This is a genomic window from Janthinobacterium sp. J1-1 (assembly GCF_030944405.1).
GTDB lineage: Bacteria > Pseudomonadota > Gammaproteobacteria > Burkholderiales > Burkholderiaceae_D > Janthinobacterium.
In genome coordinates this window covers 1,919,404-1,941,739 of record NZ_CP132339.1, presented here as the reverse complement: position 1 = coordinate 1,941,739, position 22,336 = coordinate 1,919,404, and the positions used below count along the sequence as shown (strand labels likewise).

Sequence of the window (22,336 nt, the reverse complement as noted above, 5' to 3'; positions counted from 1 at the left end):
CGGCACGCGCCGGGCGCTGGCTCACGCGGCGACGCGGAAGCGCGACACCGAATTTTTCAGCTCCTGCGCCAGCAGCGACAGTTTGTGGATCGACTGCGCCGTTTGCTGCGTGCCATCCTGGGTCTGTTCCGTCACGCTCAGGATATGCTGGATATTCAGGGCCACGCCGCTGGCCGAACCGGCTTGCGTGCCGGTGGCGAACGACATGCCCTGGATCAGTTCGGCCAGGTGTTTCGACACCTTGCTGATATCGTTCAGGGCGGCGCCGGCCGCGTCGGACAGATGCGCGCCTTCGACCACACCCTGGGTCGATTTTTCCATCGCCCGCGTCGCATCCTGGGTATCGGCCTGGATGGTGCGCACCAGCGCGCCGATCTGCTTGGCGGCGCCCGCCGAACGCTCGGCCAGGCGCTGCACTTCCTCGGCCACCACCGAAAAGCCGCGCCCCGCCTCGCCGGCCGAGGCGGCCTGGATGGCGGCGTTCAGCGCCAGCACATTGGTCTGCTCGGTGATGTCGGAAATCAGTTCGGTGATCTCGCCGATTTCCTGCGACGATTCGCCCAGGCGCTTGATGCGCTTGGAGGTGTCCTGGATCTGGTCGCGGATTTCATGCATGCCCTTGATGGCGTTTTCAACCGCCGTCGAGCCTTGCAGGGCCGCCGCCACAGACTGGCGCGCCACGTCGGCCGAGACGCTGGCCGACTTCGACACCTCGGTAATCGCATTGGCCATCTTCACCACCGTGGCGCTGACGCCCTGGATTTCGCGCGACTGCTGCTGCGAGGCGATCAGCAGTTTGCTCGAGATGCTTTGGGCCTGGGTCGACGCGCGGTTGACCTGTTCGGCCGTCGCCGTCACGCGCCCCACCAGGCCGCGCAATTCCTCGACCGTGTAGTTGACCGAATCGGCGATCGCGCCGGTGATGTCTTCCGACACCGTCGCCTGCACCGTCAGGTCGCCATCGGCCACCTTCTGCAGTTCGTTCATCAGGCGCAAAATGGCGGCCTGGTTCTGGTCGTTCTGCGCCTTGGCCGCCTCCTCTTTTTCCTGCGACAGCAGGCGGCGGATCTCCGCCTCCTGGCGCCGCCGCTCGGCGTCGCGCGTGCGGTTGACGGAGTCCTGCAGCAGCACGCGGCCCATGCCGGCCGCCGCCACCAGCGTCAGCAGCACGCCGCCCACCATCAGCCAGAAGGCCGCGCCCAGGGTTTCCTGGTTCAGATGGTACATCTGCTGCAGCAGGGTCAGGCGCTGGCGCAGGTCTTCGTTTTCGCTGAAGATCAGCTGCTCGGCGCTTTTCGCCGCGCTGAATTTGTCGAGCCCGTCGAGCAGGGAGGAGACCAGCTTCTGGTAGCTGTCGAAGCCGGCCTTGAGCGCCACCAGCTGCTCGCGCAACTGCGCGTCGCGCGTGGGCGCCAGCTGCAAGGTGCCGCTGCCATTGAGCAGGCCGTCGACGGCGGCGCGGAAATACGTGGTGTCGCGGCCCAGCGCGAACGCGGTTTCCGAACTGATGCTGCCGGAACCGATAAAGCCGCTGGCGCTGCGGCTCATGCGCTGGGTCAGCATCATCAGGCGGCCGATCACGGCCAGCTCGCGCCCGTTGCCGCCGCGCTGCACCTTGAGCGCCGCGATTTCCTCGGTCTGCGCCAGCAGCGCCGGCGTGCGCGCATTCAACTGCTGCAAGGTCTGGTCGAACTGGCCCAGTTCCGCCTTCAGGCGCAGGATGGTGCCGGCCGCGCGGTCGCTGCTGGCCCATTTTTTACGCGCGTCGGCCACCGCCGCCAGCAGGCTGGCGCGCGACTCGCCGATATCGCGGCCGTGATACGTCCCGCCGCGCACCATCAGGCGGAAATCCTGGTTCAGTTCATTGCGGCTTTCCTCGAGCTGGCGGAAGGCCTCGGGATTGCCCTGCACCGCGTTCGGCGCGGCTTTCCCCAGGCGCTGCGAGTGCATCAGGGCGTCGCCGGCCAGCTGGGTCTGGGCCGAGGCGATATTGCCGCTGCGGGTATTGAGGCCGACAAACAGCAGGCTGGCGGCCAGGCTCAGGGCCATCACCGTGGTCAGCACCGACAGCTGTTTTTGCAGCGGCAGATGGCCGATCAGCGGCAGCTTCAGGTCGGCCGCCGGCGCGCTGGCCAGCGTCTTGCGCCGTCCCAGCGCATCGCGCAGGCGCAAGGGCAAATCGTCGGGCGAGATGGTGGCGGCAGGCAAGGCGCCGTCGGCCAGGATCGAAGAGTGGTCGCCCATCAGCGCAATTCCTTGTGTGTGTGAGCGATCTGGGGGCCGCAGAGGGCGCCGGCAAAGCCGGCATCGAGAAAGCGTTCGGCTTGCGCCAGCTGCGCCAGGTCCAGCCGCAGCCAGGGCTGGTGTTCGCTGTCGCGCAGCGCATGCGCGGCCCATGGAAATTCCTGCAACAGCGCCGGCGGCGCCATGGCCAGCATGCCGCGCTGCTGGCGCAGGCCCAGCACGCGCTCGACCAGCACGGCGCAATCGAGCCCCAGGCGCGGCGCAAAGGTGATCAAACGGCTGTCGCCGGTGATGCCGCAGGCCGGCTGGCCCATGTAGCGCGCCAGGTCGATGATGGCCGTCAGGCGTCCGCGCATGGCGGCCAGGCCCAGATACCAGTCCTGCGCCAGCGGCACGCCCTGGATGTGCAGGCCGGCCGGGATCACGATCTCGCCCAGTTGCGTGAGGTCGAGCAGGCAGTGCCGTCCGCCCAGCAGCACGCCCAGGTCCTTGCGCCCGGCCAGCACGCCGCTGCGCGCGGCCTGCACCCTTTCGTGCAGCTGCAACTGGTACTGGCGCAAACGCCCGTGCCGCGCACCGCCTTCAACAGGTGGCGATCCGGAGGCGCTGATGCCGGGCGTGATCCGCATGGGTCAGGACAGCGCCGCGATCTTGGCCAGCAGGTCCGCTTCGACCACCGGCTTGATCAGGTAGTCGCGCGCGCCCTGGCGCAAGCCCCAGATGCGGTCCGTCTCCTGGCTCTTGCTGGAACAGATGATCACCGGCACATGCGCCAGTTCGGGGTCGCGCGCGATGGCGCGCGTGATCTGGAAGCCATTCGCGCCCGGCATCACCACGTCCATCAGGATCAGGTCGGGCCTGTCCTGCTTGAGCTGCGCCAGCGCGTCGGCGCCGTTTTCGGCGGTGGACACGGCATAGCCGGCGCGCACCAGCATCTCGCTCAGGTAGTAGCGTTCCGTCGGCGAATCATCGACGATCAGAATTGTATGTATGGACATCAGCTTCCTTGCTGCATTGGTTAATAACGGCGCTACCGCGGCGTACCTGCGGCCAGATGCTGCCGCACGGCCGCCAGCAGCGCCTCGCGCGCCAGCGGCTTGGCCAGGCTGGCGCTGGCGCCGGCCAGGCTGCCGCGGGCCCGGTCGAACAAGCCCTCTTTCGACGACAACATCAGCACCGGCGTGGCGCGAAAACCGGCGCTGGCGCGGATCAGGGCGCAAGTGCGGTAGCCATCGAGACGCGGCATCACCACGTCGCACACCACCAGAACTGGCCTGCAGTCGCCCAGCTTGGCCAGCGCATCGAAGCCATCTTCGGCCAGCACCACCCGGTAGCCGGCATCGCGCAGATAGCCGGCCACGCAGGTACGCATGGTGGCGCTGTCGTCGATCACCAGGATGGTGATGCCGCCGGCGTCCGGGCAAGGGCTGTTCAAGGGTGGCTCAACGGTGGCTCAATGTAATCATTCGGCAATTATTCACACCATAGCATAGGCCGCCGCAAGCTGCTGCGCCGCAGCCGCCGTGGCTTCCACCTTGGCTTCCGCCTTGGCTTCCGCCTTGGCGAACGGCATGACTATCGTATAAAATTGCTTAAATAGCCACCATCTCGAAGTCGTCCTTGCGCGCGCCGCATTCCGGGCAGGTCCAGTTCATTGGTACATCGGCCCAACGCGTGCCGGGAGCGATGTCTTCGTCTGGCAGGCCGGCCGCTTCATCATAAACCCAGCCGCAGATAAGACACATCCACGTTTGGAGTTGCTGCGTTGTTTCGTTGCTACTCACGTTCCGCCACCCTTCAATCAAGTAAAATGCTGAATTAGGTATCTTAATCTACCCGCCGTGCAAAACCAAACTTCTCCCCTCATATTAAGCTTCGGCGTGTCCGATCCCGTCGGCGCGATCGGCATCCAGGCCGATCTGGCCACTTTTGCCGCCTTTGGCTGCCATGGCCTGTCGGTCACCACCGGCCTGCTGATCAGCGATACGGCCCGTGTGGAAGACATGCAGGCGGTCGACCCGGACTGGGTCTCCGACCAGGCCCGCGTGCTGCTCGAAGACATGTCGGTGGCCGCCATCAAGATCGGCGCGCTGGGCAGCGTGGAAAACGTCACGGCGATCGCCGAAATCGTGTCCGACTACCCCAACGTGCCCCTGATCCTCGACCCCTTCATTTCGGCGCTGCCGGAACAGGGCATGGACGACGAAGACATCCTGACCGCCGTGCGCCAGCTGCTGATCCCGCAAACCACCCTGCTGGTGCTGTCGCCGGTGGAACTGGAACGCCTGGCCGAAACCTGGCGCGACAGCGATCCGTCCGACACCCTGCAAAACGACGTCGACTACCTGGTCGCCCTGGGCTGCGAATACGTGCTGGTGACCTGCATGCCGGCCGACGCCGGCAAGAGCGGCACCGGCGAAGGCAAGCTGCGCGCCAACACCCTGTTCGGCGAAGACGGCGTGGTGCGCCACGACGTGTGGCGCCATCTGCCAGGCATCTTCAACGGCGCCGGCAGCACCCTGTCGGCGGCCGCCACGGCGCTGCTGGCACTGGACCAGGGCGGCGGCGATGTCGACAACGACGTGCAGCAGGCCGTGGTGGCGGCGCAGGAATACACGGCCGGCGCGCTGACGCATGCGCGGCGCTTCGGCATGGGCAAGCTGGTGCCGAACCGCCTGTTCAAGGCCGGCGCCTGACCCCCGACTCCCCTTACACACCATACAAGGCAATCTCATGACGACTTCGCAAAACGATACCCTGTTCGCCCGCGCCCAGAAAACCACGCCGGGCGGCGTCAATTCGCCGGTACGCGCCTTCCGCTCGGTAGGCGGCACGCCGCGTTTCATCACGCGCGCCGAAGGCCCGTACTTCTGGGACGCCGACGGCAAGCGCTATATCGACTATATCGGCTCCTGGGGCCCGGCCATCGTCGGCCACGCCCACCCGCAAGTGGTGAAAGCGGTGCAGGACGCGGCCGCGCTGGGCCTGTCGTTCGGCGCGCCGACCGAAGGCGAGATCCTGATGGCCGAGGAAATCACGCGCCTGGTGCCGTCGATCGAACAGGTGCGCCTGGTGTCGTCGGGCACGGAAGCGACCATGAGCGCGCTGCGCCTGGCGCGCGGCGCCACCGGACGCGACAAGATCGTCAAGTTCGAAGGCTGCTACCACGGCCACGCCGATTCGCTGCTGGTGAAAGCGGGCAGCGGCCTGCTCACCTTCGGCAACCCGACCTCGGCCGGCGTGCCGGAAGACTTCGTCAAGCACACGCTGGTACTCGACTATAACAACGTGGAACAATTGAAGGACGCCTTCGACAGCTTCGGCACCGAGATTGCCTGCGTGATCGTCGAACCGGTGGCCGGCAACATGAACCTGGTGAAAGCCACGCCCGAATTCCTGCAGGCGATGCGCGACTTGTGCACCCAGCACGGCGCACTGCTGATTTTCGATGAAGTCATGTGCGGCTTCCGCGTGGCGCTGGGCGGCGCGCAGGCGCTGTACAACATCAAGCCCGACCTCACGGCCCTCGGCAAGGTGATCGGCGGCGGCATGCCGGTGGCGGCCTTTGGCGGCAGCGCGGCGCTGATGCACAATATGGCGCCGCTGGGCGCCGTCTACCAGGCCGGCACCCTGTCGGGCAATCCGGTGGCGGTCGCCGCCGGCATGACGACCCTGAAACTGATCCAGCAGCCGGGCTTCTACGAGCAGCTGGGCGCCACCGCAAAACGCCTGGCCGATGGCTTGACGGCAGCGGCGCAAGAAGCGGGCGTGGTGTTCTGCGCCGACGCCATCGGCGGCATGTTCGGCATTTATTTCAGCGCCACGCCACCGACCAGCTACGCCGAAATGATGGCCGGCGACCGCAGCAAGTTCAACGCCTTCTTCCACGCCATGCTGGACGAAGGCGTGTACTTCGCCCCGGCGGCGTTCGAGGCGGGCTTTGTCTCGGCGCAGCACGACGACGCCGTGATCGACGCCACGATCGCCGCCGCACGCAAGGTGTTTGCCGCGCTCAAGTAATCCCTTGAAGTAAGCGTTTCAAGCTGTTCTTCGCGGTGGCCGTCCTGGCCGCCGCGTACCCTCCCCTCCCGCCGTCCCCGCATTGCTGCAAGCATTTGACGCAATGCACAAAATTTGACCTCGCGCATAGTTTCAACCCAGAAATGCAAAGAAAGTATCAGTTTACGATCATGTAATCGGTGGCTCGGTACGGCTTGCCTGCATAGAATACGCAGATAAACCAAAAACCCGCCCGGCCGCCAGCATCGCCGGAGCGCACGGTAACCCAGCAGGAGACACGCCTTGAAGCCAGATCTTGAAGTCGTCTGTGTGCAGCCCGACGAGTCGTTCGCCGCCTGGTCGCACGGCTATCCCTACCGCACGGTGCGCTGGCACTTTCATCCCGAATATGAAATCCAGCTGATCACGGAAACCACGGGCAAGTATTTTGTCGGCGACTATATCGGCGACTTCGAACCAGGCAACCTGGTCATGTCCGGCCCCAACCTGCCGCATAACTGGGTCAGCGAACTGCCGGACAACCAGCCGGTCGCCCAGCGCTGCCTGATCCTGCAGTTCACGGCCGACTTCATCGCCGGCGCGATGGCCACCTTTCCCGAACTGCAGCCGGTGCAAGCGCTGCTGGCCGAATCGCGCAGCGGCTTGCTGTTTACGCCGCAAGCGGGCGCGGCGGCACGCCCCCTGATGCAGGAGCTGCTGACGGCGCGCGGCTGCCGCCGGGTGCTGCTGTTCATTTCGCTGCTGGAGCTGCTGCTGCGCGACGGCGAGCGCAAGCGGCTGTCCAGCCCCAGCTACCTGCCCGATCCGCACAGCTACATGTCGTCGAAGATCAACCTGGCGCTGGCGTATATCGGCAAGAATCTGTCGACCGAACTGCGCGAATCGGCGCTGGCCGAACTGATCGGCCAGAACGTCAGCTCTTTTTCACGCGCTTTCAGCAAGCACACGGGCATCTCGTTCGTGCAATACGTGAACTTGCTGCGCATCAAGCTGTCCTGCGAAATGCTCAGCAACAGCGAACTGAGCATCACCGATATCTGCTACCAGGTGGGCTTTAACAATCTGTCCAATTTCAACCGCCAGTTTCTTGCGCACAAGGGTATCTCGCCCTCGAAATTTCGGCGCTACGACGGCTTGCGCCTGTCCAGTCCGCTCAACTGACACCGTTTTTTTTGCCATGCCCCGGCAGCAGGCACACCATGCTGCCAACCAGAAGTATAAAAACACTAAAAACTAGGAGACATCATGATGCTGCAAAAGAAATTGCTTGCCCTGGCCACCACCGCCCTGTGCACCGCCGGCCTTGCCCTGCCCGCCAGTGCCGCCCCCTTGAAGATCGGCATGTCTTTCCAGGAGCTTAATAACCCGTACTTCATCACCATGAAGAAAGCGCTGGAAGACGCGGCCGCCAGCATCGGCGCCACCGTCGTCATCACCGACGCGCGCCACGACGTGGCCAAGCAGACCAGCGACGTGGAAGACATGATCCAGAAAAAGATCGACATCCTGCTGCTGAACCCGACCGACTCGGTCGGCATCCAGTCGGCCGTCAAGTCGGCCAATGCGGCCGGCGTGATCGTGGTGGCGGTCGACGCCAATGCCAACGGCCCCGTCGATTCCTTTGTCGGCTCGAAAAACTTCACGGCCGGCCAGATGGCCTGCCAGTACCTGGCCAAGAGCCTGGACGGCAAGGGCGATATCGCCATCCTCGACGGCATCCCGGTGGTGCCTATCCTGGAGCGCGTGCGCGGCTGCAAGGATGCGCTGGCGGCCTTTCCCGGCATCAAGATCGTCACCACCCAGAACGGCAAGCAGGAACGCGACCAGGCCCTGACGGTCACGGAAAACATGCTGCAGGCCAACCCCAAGCTGAAAGGCATTTTCAGCGTCAACGATGGCGGCGCCATGGGGGCCTTGTCGGCCATCGAAGCGAGCGGCAAGGACGTGAAACTGACCAGCGTGGACGGCGCGCCGGAAGCGATCAAGGCCATGCAAAAAGCCAATTCGAAATTCATCGCCACGGCCGCCCAGTTCCCGCGCGACCAGATACGCCTGGCGCTGGGCGTCGCCCTGGCCAGGAAATGGGGCGCCAATGTGCCGGCGCAAATCCCGGTCGACGTGAAACTGGTGGACAAGGCGGGCGCCAAATCCTTCAGCTGGTAAGGCAGCTTGTCCAGGACTCCCGCCACGCGGCGGGAGTGTCACCGTAGCCCGGGGTCCATCATGAACACGATCTTGCAATTACAACATATCAGCAAGGGCTTTCCGGGCGTCAAGGCCCTGGATGGCATCAGCCTGTCGATCGCGGCCGGCGAAATCCACGCCCTGCTGGGCGAGAACGGCGCCGGCAAGTCCACCCTGATGAAAATTCTCAGCGGTATTTATCGTCCCGATGCGGGCAGCATCGTGGTCGACGGTCAGGCGCGCGAGTTTCACAGCTATAACGATGCCATCGCCGCCGGCATCGCCATCATCTTCCAGGAATTTTCGCTGATCCCCTATCTGAACGCGGTGGAGAATATCTTCCTCGGGCGCGAGCTGAGCAATCGCCTGGGCCTGCTGTCAAAGCAGGCCATGCGCCGCCAGGCGCAGGCGATCTTTGCGCGCCTGGGGGTCGAGATCGACCTGACGGCAGAGATCAGCCAGCTCAGCATCGCCCAGCAGCAATTCGTCGAAATCGGCAAGGCGCTGTCGCTCAACGCCCGCATCCTGATCCTCGACGAGCCGACCGCCACCCTGACGCCCGGCGAGGCCAGCCATCTGTTTTCCATCATGCGCGAACTCAGGCAGCAGGGCGTGGCGATGATCTTCATCTCGCACCATATGGAAGAAATTTTCGAGGTATGCGACCGCATCACGGTCTTGCGCGATGGCCAGTATGTCGGCATGCGGGACGTCGCCGACACCGACGTGGCGCGGCTGGTGGAAATGATGGTCGGGCGCAAGCTCGAAGCGAGCTTCCCCCCCAAACCCGTACGCCTGCCGTCCGCGCCCATCGTGCTCGAAGCGCGCGAAGTGAAGCTGGCAAAAGACAGCCCCGCCAACAGCTTTCAATTGCACCAGGGCGAGATCCTCGGCTTTGCCGGCCTGGTCGGGTCGGGCCGCACGGAACTGGCGCTGGCCGTGATCGGCGCCCAGCCGGCCTGGCACAAGGAGATCCGCCTGCATGGCCAACCCGCCAGGCTCGACGATCCGGCCGATGCCTTGCGCCACGGCATAGGCCTGCTGCCGGAAAGCCGCAAGGCCGAGGGCCTGATCATCGATTTCGCTATCACGGAAAACATGTCGATCAACAACCTGGGCAAGTACACGGGCCACGGCCTGATCAGCCGCAAGCGCGAGCTGGCCACCACCCGCGCCATGATGGCCAAGGTGGGCGTCAAGGCGCCGGGGCCGGCCACGCGCGTGGGGTCATTGAGCGGCGGCAACCAGCAGAAAGTGGTGATCGCGCGCTGGCTCAACCACCACTGCAAGATCCTGATCTTCGACGAACCGACGCGCGGCATCGACGTGGGCGCCAAGGCGGAAATCTACCGCCTGATGCGCGCCCTGACCGGCGATGGCTATTCCATCATCCTGATTTCATCGGAACTGCCGGAAATTACCGGCATGTGCGACCGCGTCGCCGTCTTCCGCCAGGGCGCCATCGTGGCCCTGCTCGAAGGCGATTCCATCCACTCCAGCGAGGTAATGCGCCATGCAACAGCCGGTAAACAATAGTTCCCTCTCCGCCACGCCGCACGGTGCCACCAGCCAGGGCGCCGCCGCGCTCTGGACGCTGCTGAAAAAGTCGCCAGCCTTTTTGCCGCTGATCGGCCTGCTGCTGGTGTCGGTGGCGATGGCCGCCACCACCGACCATTTCTTTTCCAGCGACAACCTGATCAATATCGCCCGGCAAGTGTCGATCAACGCCATCATCGCCGTCGGCATGAGCTGCGCCATCCTTTCCGGCGGCATCGACCTGTCGGTCGGCTCCGTGATGGCGCTGACGGGCACGCTGACGGCGGGCCTGATGGTGGCCGGCCTGCCGCCCGGCCTGGCCATCATGGCCGGCCTGGCGGTCGGCATCGCCTTTGGCGTGGGCAACGGCTTTTTCATCGCCTACGCAAAAATGCCGCCGATTATCGTCACCCTGGCCACGATGGGCATCGCGCGCGGCCTGGCCCTGCTGTACACGGGCGGCTATCCGATCAACGACCTGCCGGACTGGTTCGAGTTCTTCGGCCGCGGCAATGTGCTGGGCGTGCAGACGCCCATCCTGGTGATGCTGCTGGTGTTTATCGTCGCCTATATCCTGCTCGACCATACGGCGCTGGGCCGCTATATCTATGCCATCGGCGGCAACGAGGAAGCCACGCGCCTGAGCGGCGTAAGGGTCTCGCGCTACAAGCTGCTGGTGTATGCGCTCAGCGGCTGCACGGCCGCCATCGCCGGCCTGGTGCTCACCTCGCGCCTGATGAGCGGCCAGCCGAATGCCGGGGTCGGTTTCGAGCTCGACGCGATCGCCGCCGTGGTGATGGGCGGCACCGCGATCACGGGCGGGCGCGGCTCCATCATCGGCACCCTGATCGGCGCCATCATGCTGGGCGTGCTGAACAACGGCCTGAACATGATGGGCGTGTCGCCGTATCTGCAAAACATCATCAAGGGCGTGATCATCCTGCTCGCCATTTACATCAGCCGCAACAGCAGCAAGCGGTCCTGACACCTTCCCCACCGGAGACACCATGAAATACACCGAAGTCGACATGCAAGCCGTGGTCTGCCACGGCCCGAAAGATTACCGCCTGCAAAAAATCGCACGCCCTTCGCCGCGCCTGAACGAATTGCTGATCCGTATCGCCGCCTGCGGCATCTGCGCCAGCGACTGCAAATGCCATTCGGGCGCGGCGATGTTCTGGGGCGGCGAGGGCCAGAGTTCGTGGGTCAAGCCCCCGGTGGTGCCCGGCCATGAATTCTTCGGCTACGTGGTCGAGGCCGGCGAACATGGCGAAGAACACTTCGGCGTGCGGGTGGGCGACCGCATCATCGCCGAGCAGATCGTGCCGTGCGACAAGTGCCGCTTTTGCACCTCGGGCAAATACTGGATGTGCGAAGTGCACAATATCTTCGGCTTCCAGCGCGAAGTGGCCGATGGCGGCATGGCCGACTACATGCGCATCCCGGCCACCGCCCGCGTGCATAAAATCCCGGAAAGCATTTCGCTGGAGGACGCCGCCATCATCGAGCCGCTGGCGTGCGCCATCCACACCGTCAACCGCGGCGGCGTGGAACTGGACGACGTGGTGGTGATCGCCGGCGCCGGTCCGCTGGGCCTGATGATGACGCAGATCGCCGCCCTGAAGACGCCGAAAAAACTGGTGGTGATCGACCTGGTGCCCGAGCGCCTGGCGCTGGCGCGACAGTTCGGCGCCGATGTCGTCATCGACCCCGGCCGCGAAGACGCGCTGGCCGTGATCCATGGCCTGACCGGGGGCTACGGCTGCGACGTGTATATCGAAACGACGGGCGTGCCGGCCGGCGTGACGCAGGGACTCAATCTGATCCGCAAGCTGGGCCGCTTCGTCGAATTCAGCGTATTTGGCAAGGAAACCAGCGCGGACTGGTCTATCATCGGTGACCGCAAGGAACTCGACGTGCGCGGCGCCCACCTGGGGCCGTATTGCTATCCGATCGCCATCGACCTGCTGGAACGGGGGCTGGTGACGTCGAAGGGCATCGTCACGCACGGTTTCGCGCTGGAAGACTGGGAGCAGGCGTTCGCGCTGGCCAATTCACTCGATTCGATCAAGGTACTGCTGAAACCATCGGTACCTGTTTAACTGAAGGAAGACTGCTGCATGGAATACATCATCGGTGTCGATATCGGCACGCAAAGCACCAAGGCCTTGCTGGTCGACCGCGCGGGCGCCATCATCGCCCAGCACGCGCAAGGCTACCAAGTCGACACGCCCAAGCCGCTGTGGGCCGAGCAGTGGCCCGATGTCTGGTACCGGGCCGTGCTCACCTGCGTGCGCGAGGTGGTGGCAAAAAGCGGCGTGGCCGCGGCCGATATCAAGGCCATTTGCGTGAGCAGCCTGTACGGCGGCTCCGGCATACCCGTCGACGAGGCCATGCAGCCGCTGCACCCCTGCCTGATCTGGATGGACCGCCGCGCCACCGAGGAAGTGGAGTGGGTCACGCAACAGATCGACCTGGAACGGCTGCATGCGGTCACCAGCAATGGCGTCGACAGCTACTACGGCTATACCAAGATGCTGTGGCTGAAAAACCACCAGCCCGCCATATGGGAACGCACGCGGTATCTGCTGCCGCCGAACAGCTATATCAACTACCTGCTGTGCGGCGAGGTGGCGGTCGACCATAGTTCGGCCGGCAATATCGGCGGCGTGTACGACATGGCGGCGCGCAACTGGTCCGGTGAAATGCTCGATGCGCTGGGCATCCCCGCGCGCATGATGCCGCAGCGCCTGGTCGATTCGTCCGAGGTGGTCGGCCCCCTGCTGCCGGCCATCGCCGAACAGCTCGGTTTGCTGGCCGGAACAAAGGTGGTGGCCGGCGGCGTCGATGCGGCGGTCGCCACCCTGGCGGCGGGCGTCAGCCGCGCCGGCCAGCATGTGGCCATGATCGGCACCAGCATGTGCTGGGGCACGATACGCCAGCAGGCCGAGGCCAGCCACGGCCTGATCAGCATGCCGCATGTATTCAACAGCCAGCACGATTTATACGTGTTCGGCGGCGCGATCACGGCCGGCGCTTCCGTCAGCTGGTTCCGCGACGCCTTCTGCCAGGCCGATATCGACGAGGCCAAGCGGCAAGGTTATGGCGATGTGCACCAGCTGATGGAAGAAAACGCGGCCAAGGTGCCGCCCGGCGCCGATGGCGTGCTGTTCCTGCCCTATCTGATGGGCGAGCGCAGCCCGATCTGGGACGCGAAAGCCAGCGGGGCGTTTTTAGGCCTGAACCTGTACCACGGCCGCGCCCATCTGTACCGCGCCGTGCTGGAAGGCGTGAGCTTTGCGCTGAAACACAATATCGACGCGGGCAGCCAGGGCGCGGCCACGCTGGACGACAAACTGATCGTCGTCGGCGGCGCCGCGCACTCGCCGTTGTGGATGCAGATCATCGCCGACATCACCGGCTACCAGGTCTACACGATCGCCGAAAACGTCGAAGCGGCGCTGGGGGCGGCCTTGCTGGCGGCGCTGGGCGCCGGCCTGATCTCGCGCGAGACGGCGCAGCAGGGCTGGGTCACGCTGGTGCCGCGCAGCACGCCGCAAGCCGAGGCCAGCGCCGCCTACCGCCGCGCCTTCGGCCGCTACCGCGACGCCTATCCCGCCCTGCAAGGGCTGATGCACCGCATCCACCACGACCACCAGGAGTAGAACAGCATGCAATTCGATTTCAGCGGCAAGCGTTATATCGTCACGGGCGCGTCCAGCGGCATCGGCGAAGTCACGGCCCGTTTGCTGCGCGCGGCCGGCGCCGAGGTGATCGCCATCGGCCAGAACGCCGGCAAGCTGGCCGCGCTGGCGCAGGACACCGGCTGCCAGCCCTTGCAGCTCGATATCGCCGACAGCGCGGCGATGGCGGCGGCGATCGCGCCGCTGGCCAATATCGATGGCCTCGTCAACTGCTCCGGCATCGCCCTGCTCGACCCTTGCCTGGCGCTCGACGCCGAACGCTTCGACCAGGTGATGGCGATCAATGCGCGCGGCGCGGCCATGATGGCGCGCCATGTGGCGCAGGGCATGCTGCGCGACGGCCGCGCCGGCAGCATCGTCAATGTGTCGAGCCAGGCGTCGCTGGTGGCGCTGGACGACCACCTGGCGTATTGCGCCTCAAAGGCGGCGCTGGACGCCATCACGCGCAACTTGTGCCTGGAACTGGGACCCAGCGGCATCCGCGTCAACAGCGTCAACCCCACCGTGACCCTGACGCCGATGGCCGAACGGGCCTGGAGCGACCCGGTCAAAAGCGGCCCGATGCTGGCGGCGATTCCGCTGCGCCGCTTCGCCACGCCGCAAGACGTGGCACGGCCCATCCTGTTCCTGCTCAGCGACGCGGCCGCCATGATCAGCGGCGTCAGCCTGCCCATCGATGGCGGCTATACCTGCCGCTGACTTGGCCCGACAGGCAAAAATACAACAAGCAGCGCAATTGCCAAGCGGCCGCTTCCCGCATTACAATGAGAATAATTCTTATTTGCAATCACGAAGCGACTGCCCATGCCGGCTGCCCCAGCTCCCCCACAGCCCGTCGAGACCCTGTATGCCGACCACCATGGCTGGCTGCAATCGTTGCTGCGCCGGCGCCTGGGCAATGCGTTCGACGCGGCCGACCTGGCGCATGACGCGTTTGTGCGCCTGCTGAGCAAACCGCGCAGTTTCGACAGCTTCGAAGGCGCGCGCGCCTATCTGAGCACGGTGGCGCGCGGCCTGTGCGTGGACCTGTGGCGCCGCCGCGAGATCGAGCAAGCCTGGCTGGCCGCGCTGGCGGCGCAACCGGAAGCCCACGCCTGCTCGGCCGAACAGCAGGCCAGCGTGCTGCAGGCGCTGGGCGAGATTGACGCCATGCTGCGCAGCCTGCCGGCCAAGGTGGCGCAAGCGTTCGTGCTGGCAATGGTGCATGGCATGACGGACAAGGAAGTGGCGGCGCAGCTGGGCGTGTCGGACCGCATGGTGCGCAAATACATGGCCAGGGCCCTGCTGCATTGCATGCTGCTGGAAGCGGCGCTGGAGACGCCATGAGCACCTTATGAGCAATTCGCACGCCGCCATGCGGCAGGCGGCCGAATGGTTTGCCCTGCTGCGCTCGGGCGAGGCCAGCGACAGCGACCGCCATGCCTGGCAGGCCTGGCTCGATCAAAAGCGCGAACACCGCGACGCCTGGGCCCATGCCGAAACCGTCGCCCGGCGTTTCGAACCGGTGCGCAGCCCCGAACTGCGCCATGCCGCCACCGATACCTTGCACGGCGCGCGCGCCAAGTCGCTGCCGCGCCGGCGCGTGCTGGGCGCGCTCGCCATCCTGGGGGGCGGCGCGCTGCTGGGCGTCGAGGCCTGGCGCGCCCATCCTGTTTACCTGCTGGCGCAGTACCGCACCGGCACCGGCGAGCTGCGCAGCCTGACCCTGGCCGACGGCAGCAGCGTCTGGCTCAATACGGCCAGCGCGTTTGACACCGACTACAGCGCCAGCCTGCGCCGCCTGCGCTTGCTCGATGGCGAAATGCTGGTCGACACGGCGCATGACAGCACGCGTCCTTTGGTGGTCGATACGGCCCATGGCCGCCTGCGCGCGCTGGGCACGCGCTTTACGGTGCGCCTGTTGGATGGGGCCACCTACCTGGCCGTATATGGCGGCGCGGTGGAAGTGCGCAGCAGCGGCGGCGCCACGCGCATCGTCAAGGCCGGCAGCCAGGTCACGTTCAGCGCCACCGCCATCGGCAAGACAGAAGCGGCCGACCCGGCCCGCGAAGCGTGGTCGCGCGGCGTGCTGCTGGCCGATAACATGGCCCTGCAGGACGTGGTGGCCGAATTGAAGCGCTATCACCGTGGCCATATCGGCGTGTCGCCCGAAGTGGCGCAGCTGCGCGTGCTGGGCGGCTACCCGCTGCACGACCTGGACAAAACCCTGCGCATGCTGGCGGCCGTGCTGCCGCTGCGCGTGCGGCGCCCCCTGCCGTGGTGGACCACGCTGGAAGCTATTTAAAAATTTTATCGGCTGACGGTTCCGCATTTGGCGCACTGGTTCGATACACAGGATAAGACGGCATCGCCGCATCCTTTACCGAACCCCTGACCCCAACTTATCCATGTCCAATTCTTCCTACCTGATGCGCCTGGCCATTGCCAGTGCCTTCCTGGCACCTGTCGCGGTGTACGCACAACAAGCTGCGCCAGTGCGCGCCTACCAGATTCCCGCCGGCCCCTTGAGCGCCGTGCTGGCCCGCTTTGTCGGCGAGTCCGGCATCCTGCTGGCCGGCAGCACCGAGCTGGCCAATGGCAAGGCCAGCGGCGGCCTGCAGGGCAGCCATGGCGTCGACGCCGCCCTGGCGCAGCTGTTGTCCGGCAGCGGCCTGGAAGCGGTGCGCAATGCCGATGGCAGTTACACCCTGCGCCGCGCGGCGCCGCCGGCGCAGGTCGACGCCACCGGCTATAAAACCATGGCGGCCATCAGCGTGGTCAGCGCGCGCGACAGCACCAGCGAAGGCAGCGGCGCCTACAGCGGCGGCGCCCTGTCGCTGGGTAAAAATAACGCCAGCCTGCGCGACACGCCGCACAGCGTCACCATCATCTCGCGCCAGCAGATCGAAGACCAGGGCTTGACGGACCTGACCGATGTCTTGCGCAGCACGCCCGGCATCGAAGTGTTCAACACCGATTCCGAGCGCGTGGGCTATTACGCGCGCGGCCAGGAAATCACCAACGTGCAGTTCGACGGCAACGCCGCCATCACGCCGGGCAGCGGCAACGGCTTCTATATCCAGCCTGACATGGCGACCCTCGATCACGCCGAAGTGCTGCGCGGCGCGGCCGGCCTGATGCGCGGCGCCGGCAGCCCCTCGGGCGCCGTCAACCTGGTGCGCAAGCGCCCGACTTCGCAGTTTTCCGCGGGCGGCGCGGCCACCGTCGGCAGCTGGGATACGTATCGGGCCGAAGGCGATATCTCGGCGCCGTTGAACGCCTCGGGCAGCGTGCGTGGCCGCGTGGTGGCCGTGGAAGACCGCCGCCACCATTTTCAGAAGGCGCGCAAGTCCGACAAAAGCGTGCTGTATGCGGTGCTCGAGGCGGACATCGCGCCGGCCACCACCTTGCTGGCCGGCCTGGAATGGTCGACCCTGAAAACCAATGGCGCCTGGGGCAACCTGCTGGCCAATATCGACGGCAGTCCGATGCAATTCGCGCGCGACACCTACCTGGGTTCGTCGGAAAACCACTGGGACCGCGAAAACAAACAAGCCTTCGCCAGCCTGGAACACCAGTTCGGCAATGGCTGGAGCGCCAAGGCCAGCTTCAACTTCATCAACATGAAGCGCATGCACGGCGCCGACGGCTATGTGCAGACGCTGATCTCGCGCAACGCAAAAGATCCATCGAAGATCAATTACCAGATCAGCCGCTGCGGCGAAAAGGACTACACGGCCCAGCAGACCAGCTGGGACCTGTACGCCAGCGGCCCGTTCACCCTGCTGGGCCGCCAGCATGAACTGGTGGTCGGCGCCAACGGCTCGCGCGACTATGCCCAGCCGACCGCCGGCTCCTGCGCCACCCTGGCCGGCCTGCCATCGATGACCGGCCTCGATCCCTACACCTGGGACCCGTACAACGTGGCCATGCCCGCCATGCCGGCCTTCACCGGCACCTATGTCAAAAACCTGACGGAACAACAGGGCGCGTATGCGACCGCGCGCCTGAATGTCAGCGATCCGCTCACCGTCATCCTTGGCGCGCGCATGAGCTGGTGGGACTACAAGCCGAACAACCGTGCCGGCGCCTACAGCGTCGATGCGGAATTCACACCCTACGTGGCGGCCCTGTATGCGCTCAATGACAATCTGAGCCTGTACGGCAGCTACGCCGACGTGTTTACCCCGCAGCGCGCCTTCGACAAGACCGGCAAGGCGCTCGCGCCGATCACCGGCCGCAATCTCGAACTCGGTGTCAAAGGCGAGTTTTTCAACAAAAAGCTCCATACCAACCTGGCCATCTTCCAGCTGGAACAGAACGGCAAGGGCGTCGATGACCTCAGTTCGACCAACCCCTGCCTGCCCGACTACAGCAACGGCTATTGCCAGATCGCCCAGGGCGAGCAGCGCAGCCGCGGCGTGGAAGCGGAAGTGTCGGGCCAGATCGGCAGCAACTGGAACCTGTCGGCCGGCTACACCCTGAACAACACGAAAAACGTGCGCGACACGGCCAGCAATACGGGCAAGGCGATCCGCACCACCACGCCGCGCCACTTGCTGCGTTTGTTTTCCAGCTACACCCTGCCCGGCGACCTGCATGCGTGGTCGGCCGGCGGCGGCGTCAACCTGCAAAGCGAAATCACCAGCCAGAGCGGCACCGCGTTTGCGCGCCAGGGCGGCTATGCCACCGCTTCGGCGTTTGTCTCCTACCGCATCAGCCGCAACCTGCAGGCGCAGCTCAATGTCAGCAATCTGTTCGACAAGGTGTACTACGAGAAGATCCGCGAGTATGGCCCCGGCTACTACTATGGCGCCCCGCGCGGTGCCATGTTGACGGTACGCGGCCAGTATTGATCAGTCCCGGGGGCGGCTTTTCAGCTTGAACGCCGTCCCCGCCAGCAGCAGCCCCGCCACCAGCGCCACCCAGTCAAAACCCGCCAGCGCCACCTCGGTGGTCGCCAGGGTCAACGGCATCAGCCCGCCCCACAATCCCGCTCCCAGCCCCAGCTGAAACCGCCACATGCCAAGAGTCGGACGGATCTGTGCCAGCAGCGCCGCCACGGCCCAGGCGCCGAAGAAGCAGGCGATCTCGCTGTCGGCGCGCTGCGCCATGCCGACCGGCAGTAGCCGGTTGGCCCAGAAAAACGCGGCAAACGCGATCGGCAGGCCGGCAATCGCACCGATATTCAGGGCGTCGACCAGCCGCAGCCCGAAGCCGATACGTCCGGCCTTTACCGCCTGGGCGCGCGTGCGCACGCCCCACAGCACGGCGCCGGTGGCCACCATGGCGCAGCCGGCCAGGCCGCACAAAAAGAACAGCGCGCGCAGCAAGGGATCGGCAAAGCGGCCCAGGTGCAAGCCGTACATGGCGCGCCGCGCTTCCGAGGGCGTGATGGCGTCGTAGTCGGTGGCGGCGAGCAGCTGGCCGCTGGCGCCCTGGAACAGCAGCACCGGCTCGCTATTCGAAAACGACAGGCCCGCCTGGCGCGCAAGCGCGATGGTGGCGCTGGCGTCGCCCGGATAATCGATCACGATGCGCCCCGGCGCCGCGCCGCGCCAGCGTGTACTCGCCTGCGCCAGCAGCGGCGCCAGGTCCGTCAACGGCGCCGGCTGGCCCGAGGGCGTGACCTTGCGCGCCGTTTGTGGATACGCGTCCTTGAGCCAGGTCTTCTGGTCGCCGCCATACAGCGCCTGCTTGGGCGCCGGCATATACATGAACATCAGCGTCACCAGCCCCGTATAGGTGATCATCAAATGAAACGGCAGCGCCAGCACGGCCACCGCATTGTGCGCATCGAGCCACGAGCGCTGTCCCTTGTGCGGCCTGAAGGTAAAGAAATCCCTGAAGATGCGCCGGTGCGTGATCACGCCGCTGAGGATGGCCACCAGCATGCCCATGGCGGCGATGCCGACGATCCAGCGCCCCCACACGATCGGCATATAGTGCAGATCAAAATGCAGACGAAACAGGAAGTCGCCGCCTTCGGTGGCGCGCGGCGCCGGCAGCTGTGCGCCGCTGGCCGGGTCGAGCAGCACCTGGTCCTGGCGCGCGCGGCGTTTTTTGACGGCCGTCTTTGTGTCGACCCAGCTGACGGCCAGCGCCGGCTGGCGGCCGGTCGGCAGCTCGATCACCCAGCGCGTGGCGTCGGGTGCGTTCGCACGCAGATAGGCCAGCGCCGATTGCGCCGCCAGCACGGGCGGCACCGGTGCGGCGCTGGCGGCCGCCTGCAGCTCCGGCTTCATCCACAAGCTGATTTCGTCGCGGTAGTACGACGCCGTGCCACTCATGAACACCATCAGCAGCAGCCAGCAGACGAACAGCCCGGACCAAGTATGCAGCCAGGCCATGGCCTGGCGCAGGCTGCCCTTTTTGGCAAACACCCACAGGATGATGACGGCATAGACCAGGAAAGACAGCAGAGTAGCCGTCATCACCGCATCGACGCGGCTCTGTGGCAGCAGCACGGCCAGCATCCAGGTAATGGCGACGGTCAGGACATAACCGCCCAGGATGGCGGCCAGCAGGCGCGCAGCCACGCCGAGGCGGTAGCGGGTGGAGTGGTGCAAGGGCATGGAATGGTGGCTTTCATCGGTTCATCGGTGGCGCGTAGGCCTTGTTGATGAATCGGATAAAGCGGATAAAAGCGGAACCAGCGCAGGGAGAAAACAACACCGCCAAGCCAGTGTGGGCCGAACCGTGGATGGCGCCGGCTAGCGTCGCCTCAGGGCGCCGTGGCACAGGCCGGATCCGCGCCGGGCTGCAGCAAGGGCACCGACATCAGCCAGCCGCGCAAATTGCTAATCAGCGCGCGTCCGCACCGTTCGGACAGCACCTGGGCGCGCTCGGCGGCTGCCTTGCGGCCTTCGTGATAGCGTACCGTCCTGAAAACGCCCAGGTCGGCGGGCGCATCGCCACCGCTGTAGGCCTGTTGCAATGCGATCTCGATCGACAGCGCCAGCAAGGCGGCACTCTGGTCCAGCAACTGGCGGCCTTGCTGCGCATTCCAGTACGCTTCCAGGTCGGCATGCGTGCTGGCCCGCGAGACCACGCGCACGGTGTTGCGGTAGGCAGCCTGCTTCGGCGCGCCCGGCGCATGGACGGCGATCGCATTATCGAGCACCAGCGCGCTCTGGTCCTGGGTCATGGCGAACAGCGGCGTGCTTTCGACGATCCAGCCCGATTCGTCGTGATCGAAAAAGGCGATCAAGCGCGGCGTACTGCCAGGCGCCACGCGTGCCAGCGCCTGCGCCATCAGTGTGTCCTGGCGCATGGCATCGAGCACCGGCAGGTAAGGCAGCAGCACCTGGTCCGCCGCCAGTTCGATCTCGCTTTTGCGCTGTTCCAGGCCGCTATTGATCACCAGGGCATGGGCGGCCAGCGCCGCCGCAAAACCGGCGATGCCGGGCATCATGTAGGTGGTACCCGATGCACCCTTGCCGGCCCTGTCGAAATTGGCCAGGCCGCGAAAGGCCACCGCCTGCTGCTGCGGCAGGCGCAAGGACCAGGTGGCAGGCAGCGCCGGCTGCTGCGCCAGCGCACCGGCGCACAGCGACCAGGCCAGTACCGCGAACGCGGCTGTTCTCAGCATCGCCATGTCAATACAAGGGTTTGCGCAAGGCATCGCGCGCACCTTCGATGGCCTGGAAATAGGCATTGCTCAAGCCGGGATAAGCGGGCGCTTCGTCCCAATTGCCGGTGGCGCTCCTGAGCTGGCGCAGCGCACGGTACCAGTCGTATGCATGATCGTCGAGGTTGACGATATAGCCGGCGCCGGCTACCAGGCCCTGCGGGTCGCCGGCCGGAATATAGCTGTTGTAGTTACGGTTGACGCCGACCTTGGTCAGATGAATCACCAGCAGCTTGTCGAGCCGGTATTGCCGGCCCAGCGCCGAAAAATCCTTTTTGGCGCCGTTCGGTTTGCTGTCCTGGCGGTCGGGCAAGGCATCGATATCGAGCGGTTCGGCGATGACGATCACCTCGTGCCCTTTTTTGCGCAGCAACTCGGCAAGGTCCTCCTTGATGCTCAGCAGGTCCTCGGTCGGCAAGGTGCGCACATGCGCCGTCAACGCGGTATTGGAAACGCTAACGGCGGCGATGCACAGCAGGCAACCGGCGCCAGGGAAGTGCGTATCGGCGGTCGGCACGGTGCTCATCACCACGCCGATGCGCACCGGCCGGGCCGACAAGGCGCTGGCCGACAGCGGCACGGCCGCCTGTTTGGGCGCCGCGCAGGCGCCAAGCAGCGCGGCACAGCACAAGACCATCAGTGTGGCGCGCGCTACCATGGATTGCCTGCGCCTAGTGATGAACAGCCGAATGGCTGGTCGACGAACCGGAACCACCCGAACTGGCCACGCCGATGGCGATGGCGATGGCGGTGCCGATGCCTACCAGCATCGTTGTACTGATCCCCGTCGTGGCGACAGCGCCAGCCGTCGTCACCGGCGCCTTGCTGGCCGAATCTTTCATGCCGACCACTGTCTGGTCATCGTCCTTTTCCTCCTCGTCGGCGCTCTTGTCGGGCGCTGGCGCGGGTGCCACCGCAGGCACGGGTACAGCCGGCGACGTCTGCGCCATCGCATGCAATGGCATCGTGCCCAGCAACACAGTCAGTAATAAAGCATTTTTCATGACATAACCCAATATAAATATGACAGTTTTTTTAA

At 65.4% G+C, this 22,336-nt stretch carries 21 protein-coding genes; 12 read left to right on the top strand and 9 right to left on the bottom strand.

Going from position 1 to position 22,336, the window contains the following annotated elements:
- Positions 1-21: 21 nt before the first annotated feature.
- The 5 genes from Q8L25_RS08760 to Q8L25_RS08740 form a co-directional block, all read right to left on the bottom strand.
- Positions 22-2,244: a methyl-accepting chemotaxis protein gene (locus tag Q8L25_RS08760; RefSeq protein WP_308924493.1), complete on the bottom strand. Its 2,223-nt coding sequence runs from the start codon at positions 2,242-2,244 to the stop codon at positions 22-24.
- Positions 2,244-2,873 (bottom strand): chemotaxis protein CheW, encoded by a 630-nt coding sequence (locus Q8L25_RS08755; RefSeq protein ID WP_308924492.1) that lies wholly within the window; start codon positions 2,871-2,873, stop codon positions 2,244-2,246. Before Q8L25_RS08755 ends, Q8L25_RS08760 begins: the two co-directional genes overlap by 1 nt.
- A gap of 3 nt (positions 2,874-2,876) precedes the next feature.
- Positions 2,877-3,242 carry a response regulator gene (locus tag Q8L25_RS08750; protein ID WP_308924491.1) on the bottom strand — a complete coding sequence of 122 codons (366 nt, stop codon included), beginning with the start codon at positions 3,240-3,242 and terminating at the stop codon, positions 2,877-2,879.
- Positions 3,243-3,274: 32 nt separating this feature from the next.
- A complete protein-coding gene (locus Q8L25_RS08745) occupies positions 3,275-3,679 on the bottom strand; it encodes a response regulator (RefSeq protein WP_308924490.1) in 405 nt (134 codons plus the stop codon).
- A 157-nt stretch (positions 3,680-3,836) separates the two neighbouring features.
- Entirely contained in the window at positions 3,837-3,989 is a 153-nt protein-coding gene (locus tag Q8L25_RS08740) for a rubredoxin (RefSeq protein ID WP_038488910.1), read from the bottom strand.
- A gap of 96 nt (positions 3,990-4,085) precedes the next feature.
- On the opposite strand from Q8L25_RS08740, the gene Q8L25_RS08735 reads away from it, so the two are divergent.
- The 12 genes from Q8L25_RS08735 (at position 4,086) to Q8L25_RS08680 (ending at position 18,523) form a co-directional block, all read left to right on the top strand.
- On the top strand, positions 4,086-4,940 hold the full coding sequence (locus tag Q8L25_RS08735; RefSeq protein WP_374694250.1) for a hydroxymethylpyrimidine/phosphomethylpyrimidine kinase: 855 nt from the start codon (positions 4,086-4,088) through the stop codon (positions 4,938-4,940).
- Positions 4,941-4,977: 37 nt separating this feature from the next.
- The gene (gene hemL, locus Q8L25_RS08730; RefSeq protein ID WP_308924487.1) at positions 4,978-6,264 is read left to right on the top strand and encodes a glutamate-1-semialdehyde 2,1-aminomutase; all 1,287 of its coding nucleotides are present in this window, start codon (positions 4,978-4,980) and stop codon (positions 6,262-6,264) included.
- 282 nt (positions 6,265-6,546) lie between these two features.
- Entirely contained in the window at positions 6,547-7,425 is an 879-nt protein-coding gene (locus tag Q8L25_RS08725) for an AraC family transcriptional regulator (protein WP_308924486.1), read from the top strand.
- Positions 7,426-7,509: 84 nt separating this feature from the next.
- A complete protein-coding gene (locus tag Q8L25_RS08720) occupies positions 7,510-8,427 on the top strand; it encodes an ABC transporter substrate-binding protein (protein WP_308924485.1) in 918 nt (305 codons plus the stop codon).
- Positions 8,428-8,487: 60 nt separating this feature from the next.
- The gene (locus tag Q8L25_RS08715) at positions 8,488-9,984 is read left to right on the top strand and encodes a sugar ABC transporter ATP-binding protein (protein ID WP_308924484.1); all 1,497 of its coding nucleotides are present in this window, start codon (positions 8,488-8,490) and stop codon (positions 9,982-9,984) included.
- Entirely contained in the window at positions 9,962-10,969 is a 1,008-nt protein-coding gene (locus Q8L25_RS08710; protein ID WP_308924483.1) for a ribose ABC transporter permease, read from the top strand. The genes Q8L25_RS08715 and Q8L25_RS08710 overlap by 23 nt, the downstream gene beginning before the upstream one ends.
- A gap of 22 nt (positions 10,970-10,991) precedes the next feature.
- Positions 10,992-12,086 (top strand): alcohol dehydrogenase catalytic domain-containing protein, encoded by a 1,095-nt coding sequence (locus Q8L25_RS08705; protein ID WP_308924482.1) that lies wholly within the window; start codon positions 10,992-10,994, stop codon positions 12,084-12,086.
- An 18-nt stretch (positions 12,087-12,104) separates the two neighbouring features.
- Positions 12,105-13,649 (top strand): FGGY-family carbohydrate kinase, encoded by a 1,545-nt coding sequence (locus Q8L25_RS08700; protein WP_308924481.1) that lies wholly within the window; start codon positions 12,105-12,107, stop codon positions 13,647-13,649.
- Between the two features lie 6 nt (positions 13,650-13,655).
- Positions 13,656-14,387, top strand: coding sequence for an SDR family oxidoreductase (locus Q8L25_RS08695; RefSeq protein WP_308924480.1), 732 nt, complete (start codon positions 13,656-13,658; stop codon positions 14,385-14,387).
- 105 nt (positions 14,388-14,492) lie between these two features.
- The gene (locus Q8L25_RS08690; protein WP_308924479.1) at positions 14,493-15,014 is read left to right on the top strand and encodes a sigma-70 family RNA polymerase sigma factor; all 522 of its coding nucleotides are present in this window, start codon (positions 14,493-14,495) and stop codon (positions 15,012-15,014) included.
- A 7-nt stretch (positions 15,015-15,021) separates the two neighbouring features.
- Positions 15,022-15,972 (top strand): FecR family protein, encoded by a 951-nt coding sequence (locus Q8L25_RS08685; RefSeq protein ID WP_308924478.1) that lies wholly within the window; start codon positions 15,022-15,024, stop codon positions 15,970-15,972.
- A gap of 103 nt (positions 15,973-16,075) precedes the next feature.
- The gene (locus tag Q8L25_RS08680) at positions 16,076-18,523 is read left to right on the top strand and encodes a TonB-dependent siderophore receptor (protein WP_308924477.1); all 2,448 of its coding nucleotides are present in this window, start codon (positions 16,076-16,078) and stop codon (positions 18,521-18,523) included.
- Here the strand turns inward: Q8L25_RS08680 and Q8L25_RS08675 are convergent, their stop codons facing one another.
- The 4 genes from Q8L25_RS08675 to Q8L25_RS08660 all read right to left on the bottom strand — a co-directional run bounded on the left by Q8L25_RS08675 (position 18,524) and on the right by Q8L25_RS08660 (position 22,301).
- Positions 18,524-20,242 (bottom strand): PepSY-associated TM helix domain-containing protein, encoded by a 1,719-nt coding sequence (locus Q8L25_RS08675; protein ID WP_308924476.1) that lies wholly within the window; start codon positions 20,240-20,242, stop codon positions 18,524-18,526.
- Between the two features lie 149 nt (positions 20,243-20,391).
- On the bottom strand, positions 20,392-21,258 hold the full coding sequence (locus Q8L25_RS08670; protein ID WP_308924475.1) for a hypothetical protein: 867 nt from the start codon (positions 21,256-21,258) through the stop codon (positions 20,392-20,394).
- Between the two features lie 7 nt (positions 21,259-21,265).
- Positions 21,266-21,955 carry a hypothetical protein gene (locus tag Q8L25_RS08665; RefSeq protein WP_308924474.1) on the bottom strand — a complete coding sequence of 230 codons (690 nt, stop codon included), beginning with the start codon at positions 21,953-21,955 and terminating at the stop codon, positions 21,266-21,268.
- A gap of 13 nt (positions 21,956-21,968) precedes the next feature.
- Positions 21,969-22,301 (bottom strand): hypothetical protein, encoded by a 333-nt coding sequence (locus Q8L25_RS08660; RefSeq protein WP_308924473.1) that lies wholly within the window; start codon positions 22,299-22,301, stop codon positions 21,969-21,971.
- Between the last annotated feature and the right edge of the window lie 35 nt (positions 22,302-22,336).

What these genes read in the sequence shown, in the direction of transcription:
- Q8L25_RS08710 (WP_308924483.1), top strand. Translation starts at nt 9,962, where the DNA reads ATGCAACAGCCGGTAAACAATAGTTCCCTCTCCGCCACGCCGCACGGT.
- Q8L25_RS08700 (WP_308924481.1), top strand. Translation starts at nt 12,105, where the DNA reads ATGGAATACATCATCGGTGTCGATATCGGCACGCAAAGCACCAAGGCC.
- Q8L25_RS08705 (WP_308924482.1), top strand. Translation starts at nt 10,992, where the DNA reads ATGAAATACACCGAAGTCGACATGCAAGCCGTGGTCTGCCACGGCCCG.
- Q8L25_RS08665 (WP_308924474.1), bottom strand. Translation starts at nt 21,955, where the DNA reads ATGGTAGCGCGCGCCACACTGATGGTCTTGTGCTGTGCCGCGCTGCTT.
- Q8L25_RS08750 (WP_308924491.1), bottom strand. Translation starts at nt 3,242, where the DNA reads ATGTCCATACATACAATTCTGATCGTCGATGATTCGCCGACGGAACGC.
- Q8L25_RS08680 (WP_308924477.1), top strand. Translation starts at nt 16,076, where the DNA reads ATGTCCAATTCTTCCTACCTGATGCGCCTGGCCATTGCCAGTGCCTTC.
- Q8L25_RS08685 (WP_308924478.1), top strand. Translation starts at nt 15,022, where the DNA reads ATGAGCAATTCGCACGCCGCCATGCGGCAGGCGGCCGAATGGTTTGCC.
- Q8L25_RS08755 (WP_308924492.1), bottom strand. Translation starts at nt 2,873, where the DNA reads ATGCGGATCACGCCCGGCATCAGCGCCTCCGGATCGCCACCTGTTGAA.
- Q8L25_RS08720 (WP_308924485.1), top strand. Translation starts at nt 7,510, where the DNA reads ATGATGCTGCAAAAGAAATTGCTTGCCCTGGCCACCACCGCCCTGTGC.
- Q8L25_RS08675 (WP_308924476.1), bottom strand. Translation starts at nt 20,242, where the DNA reads ATGCCCTTGCACCACTCCACCCGCTACCGCCTCGGCGTGGCTGCGCGC.
- Q8L25_RS08690 (WP_308924479.1), top strand. Translation starts at nt 14,493, where the DNA reads ATGCCGGCTGCCCCAGCTCCCCCACAGCCCGTCGAGACCCTGTATGCC.
- Q8L25_RS08670 (WP_308924475.1), bottom strand. Translation starts at nt 21,258, where the DNA reads ATGCTGAGAACAGCCGCGTTCGCGGTACTGGCCTGGTCGCTGTGCGCC.
- Q8L25_RS08695 (WP_308924480.1), top strand. Translation starts at nt 13,656, where the DNA reads ATGCAATTCGATTTCAGCGGCAAGCGTTATATCGTCACGGGCGCGTCC.
- Q8L25_RS08660 (WP_308924473.1), bottom strand. Translation starts at nt 22,301, where the DNA reads ATGAAAAATGCTTTATTACTGACTGTGTTGCTGGGCACGATGCCATTG.
- Q8L25_RS08760 (WP_308924493.1), bottom strand. Translation starts at nt 2,244, where the DNA reads ATGGGCGACCACTCTTCGATCCTGGCCGACGGCGCCTTGCCTGCCGCC.
- Q8L25_RS08715 (WP_308924484.1), top strand. Translation starts at nt 8,488, where the DNA reads ATGAACACGATCTTGCAATTACAACATATCAGCAAGGGCTTTCCGGGC.
- Q8L25_RS08740 (WP_038488910.1), bottom strand. Translation starts at nt 3,989, where the DNA reads ATGTGTCTTATCTGCGGCTGGGTTTATGATGAAGCGGCCGGCCTGCCA.
- hemL (WP_308924487.1), top strand. Translation starts at nt 4,978, where the DNA reads ATGACGACTTCGCAAAACGATACCCTGTTCGCCCGCGCCCAGAAAACC.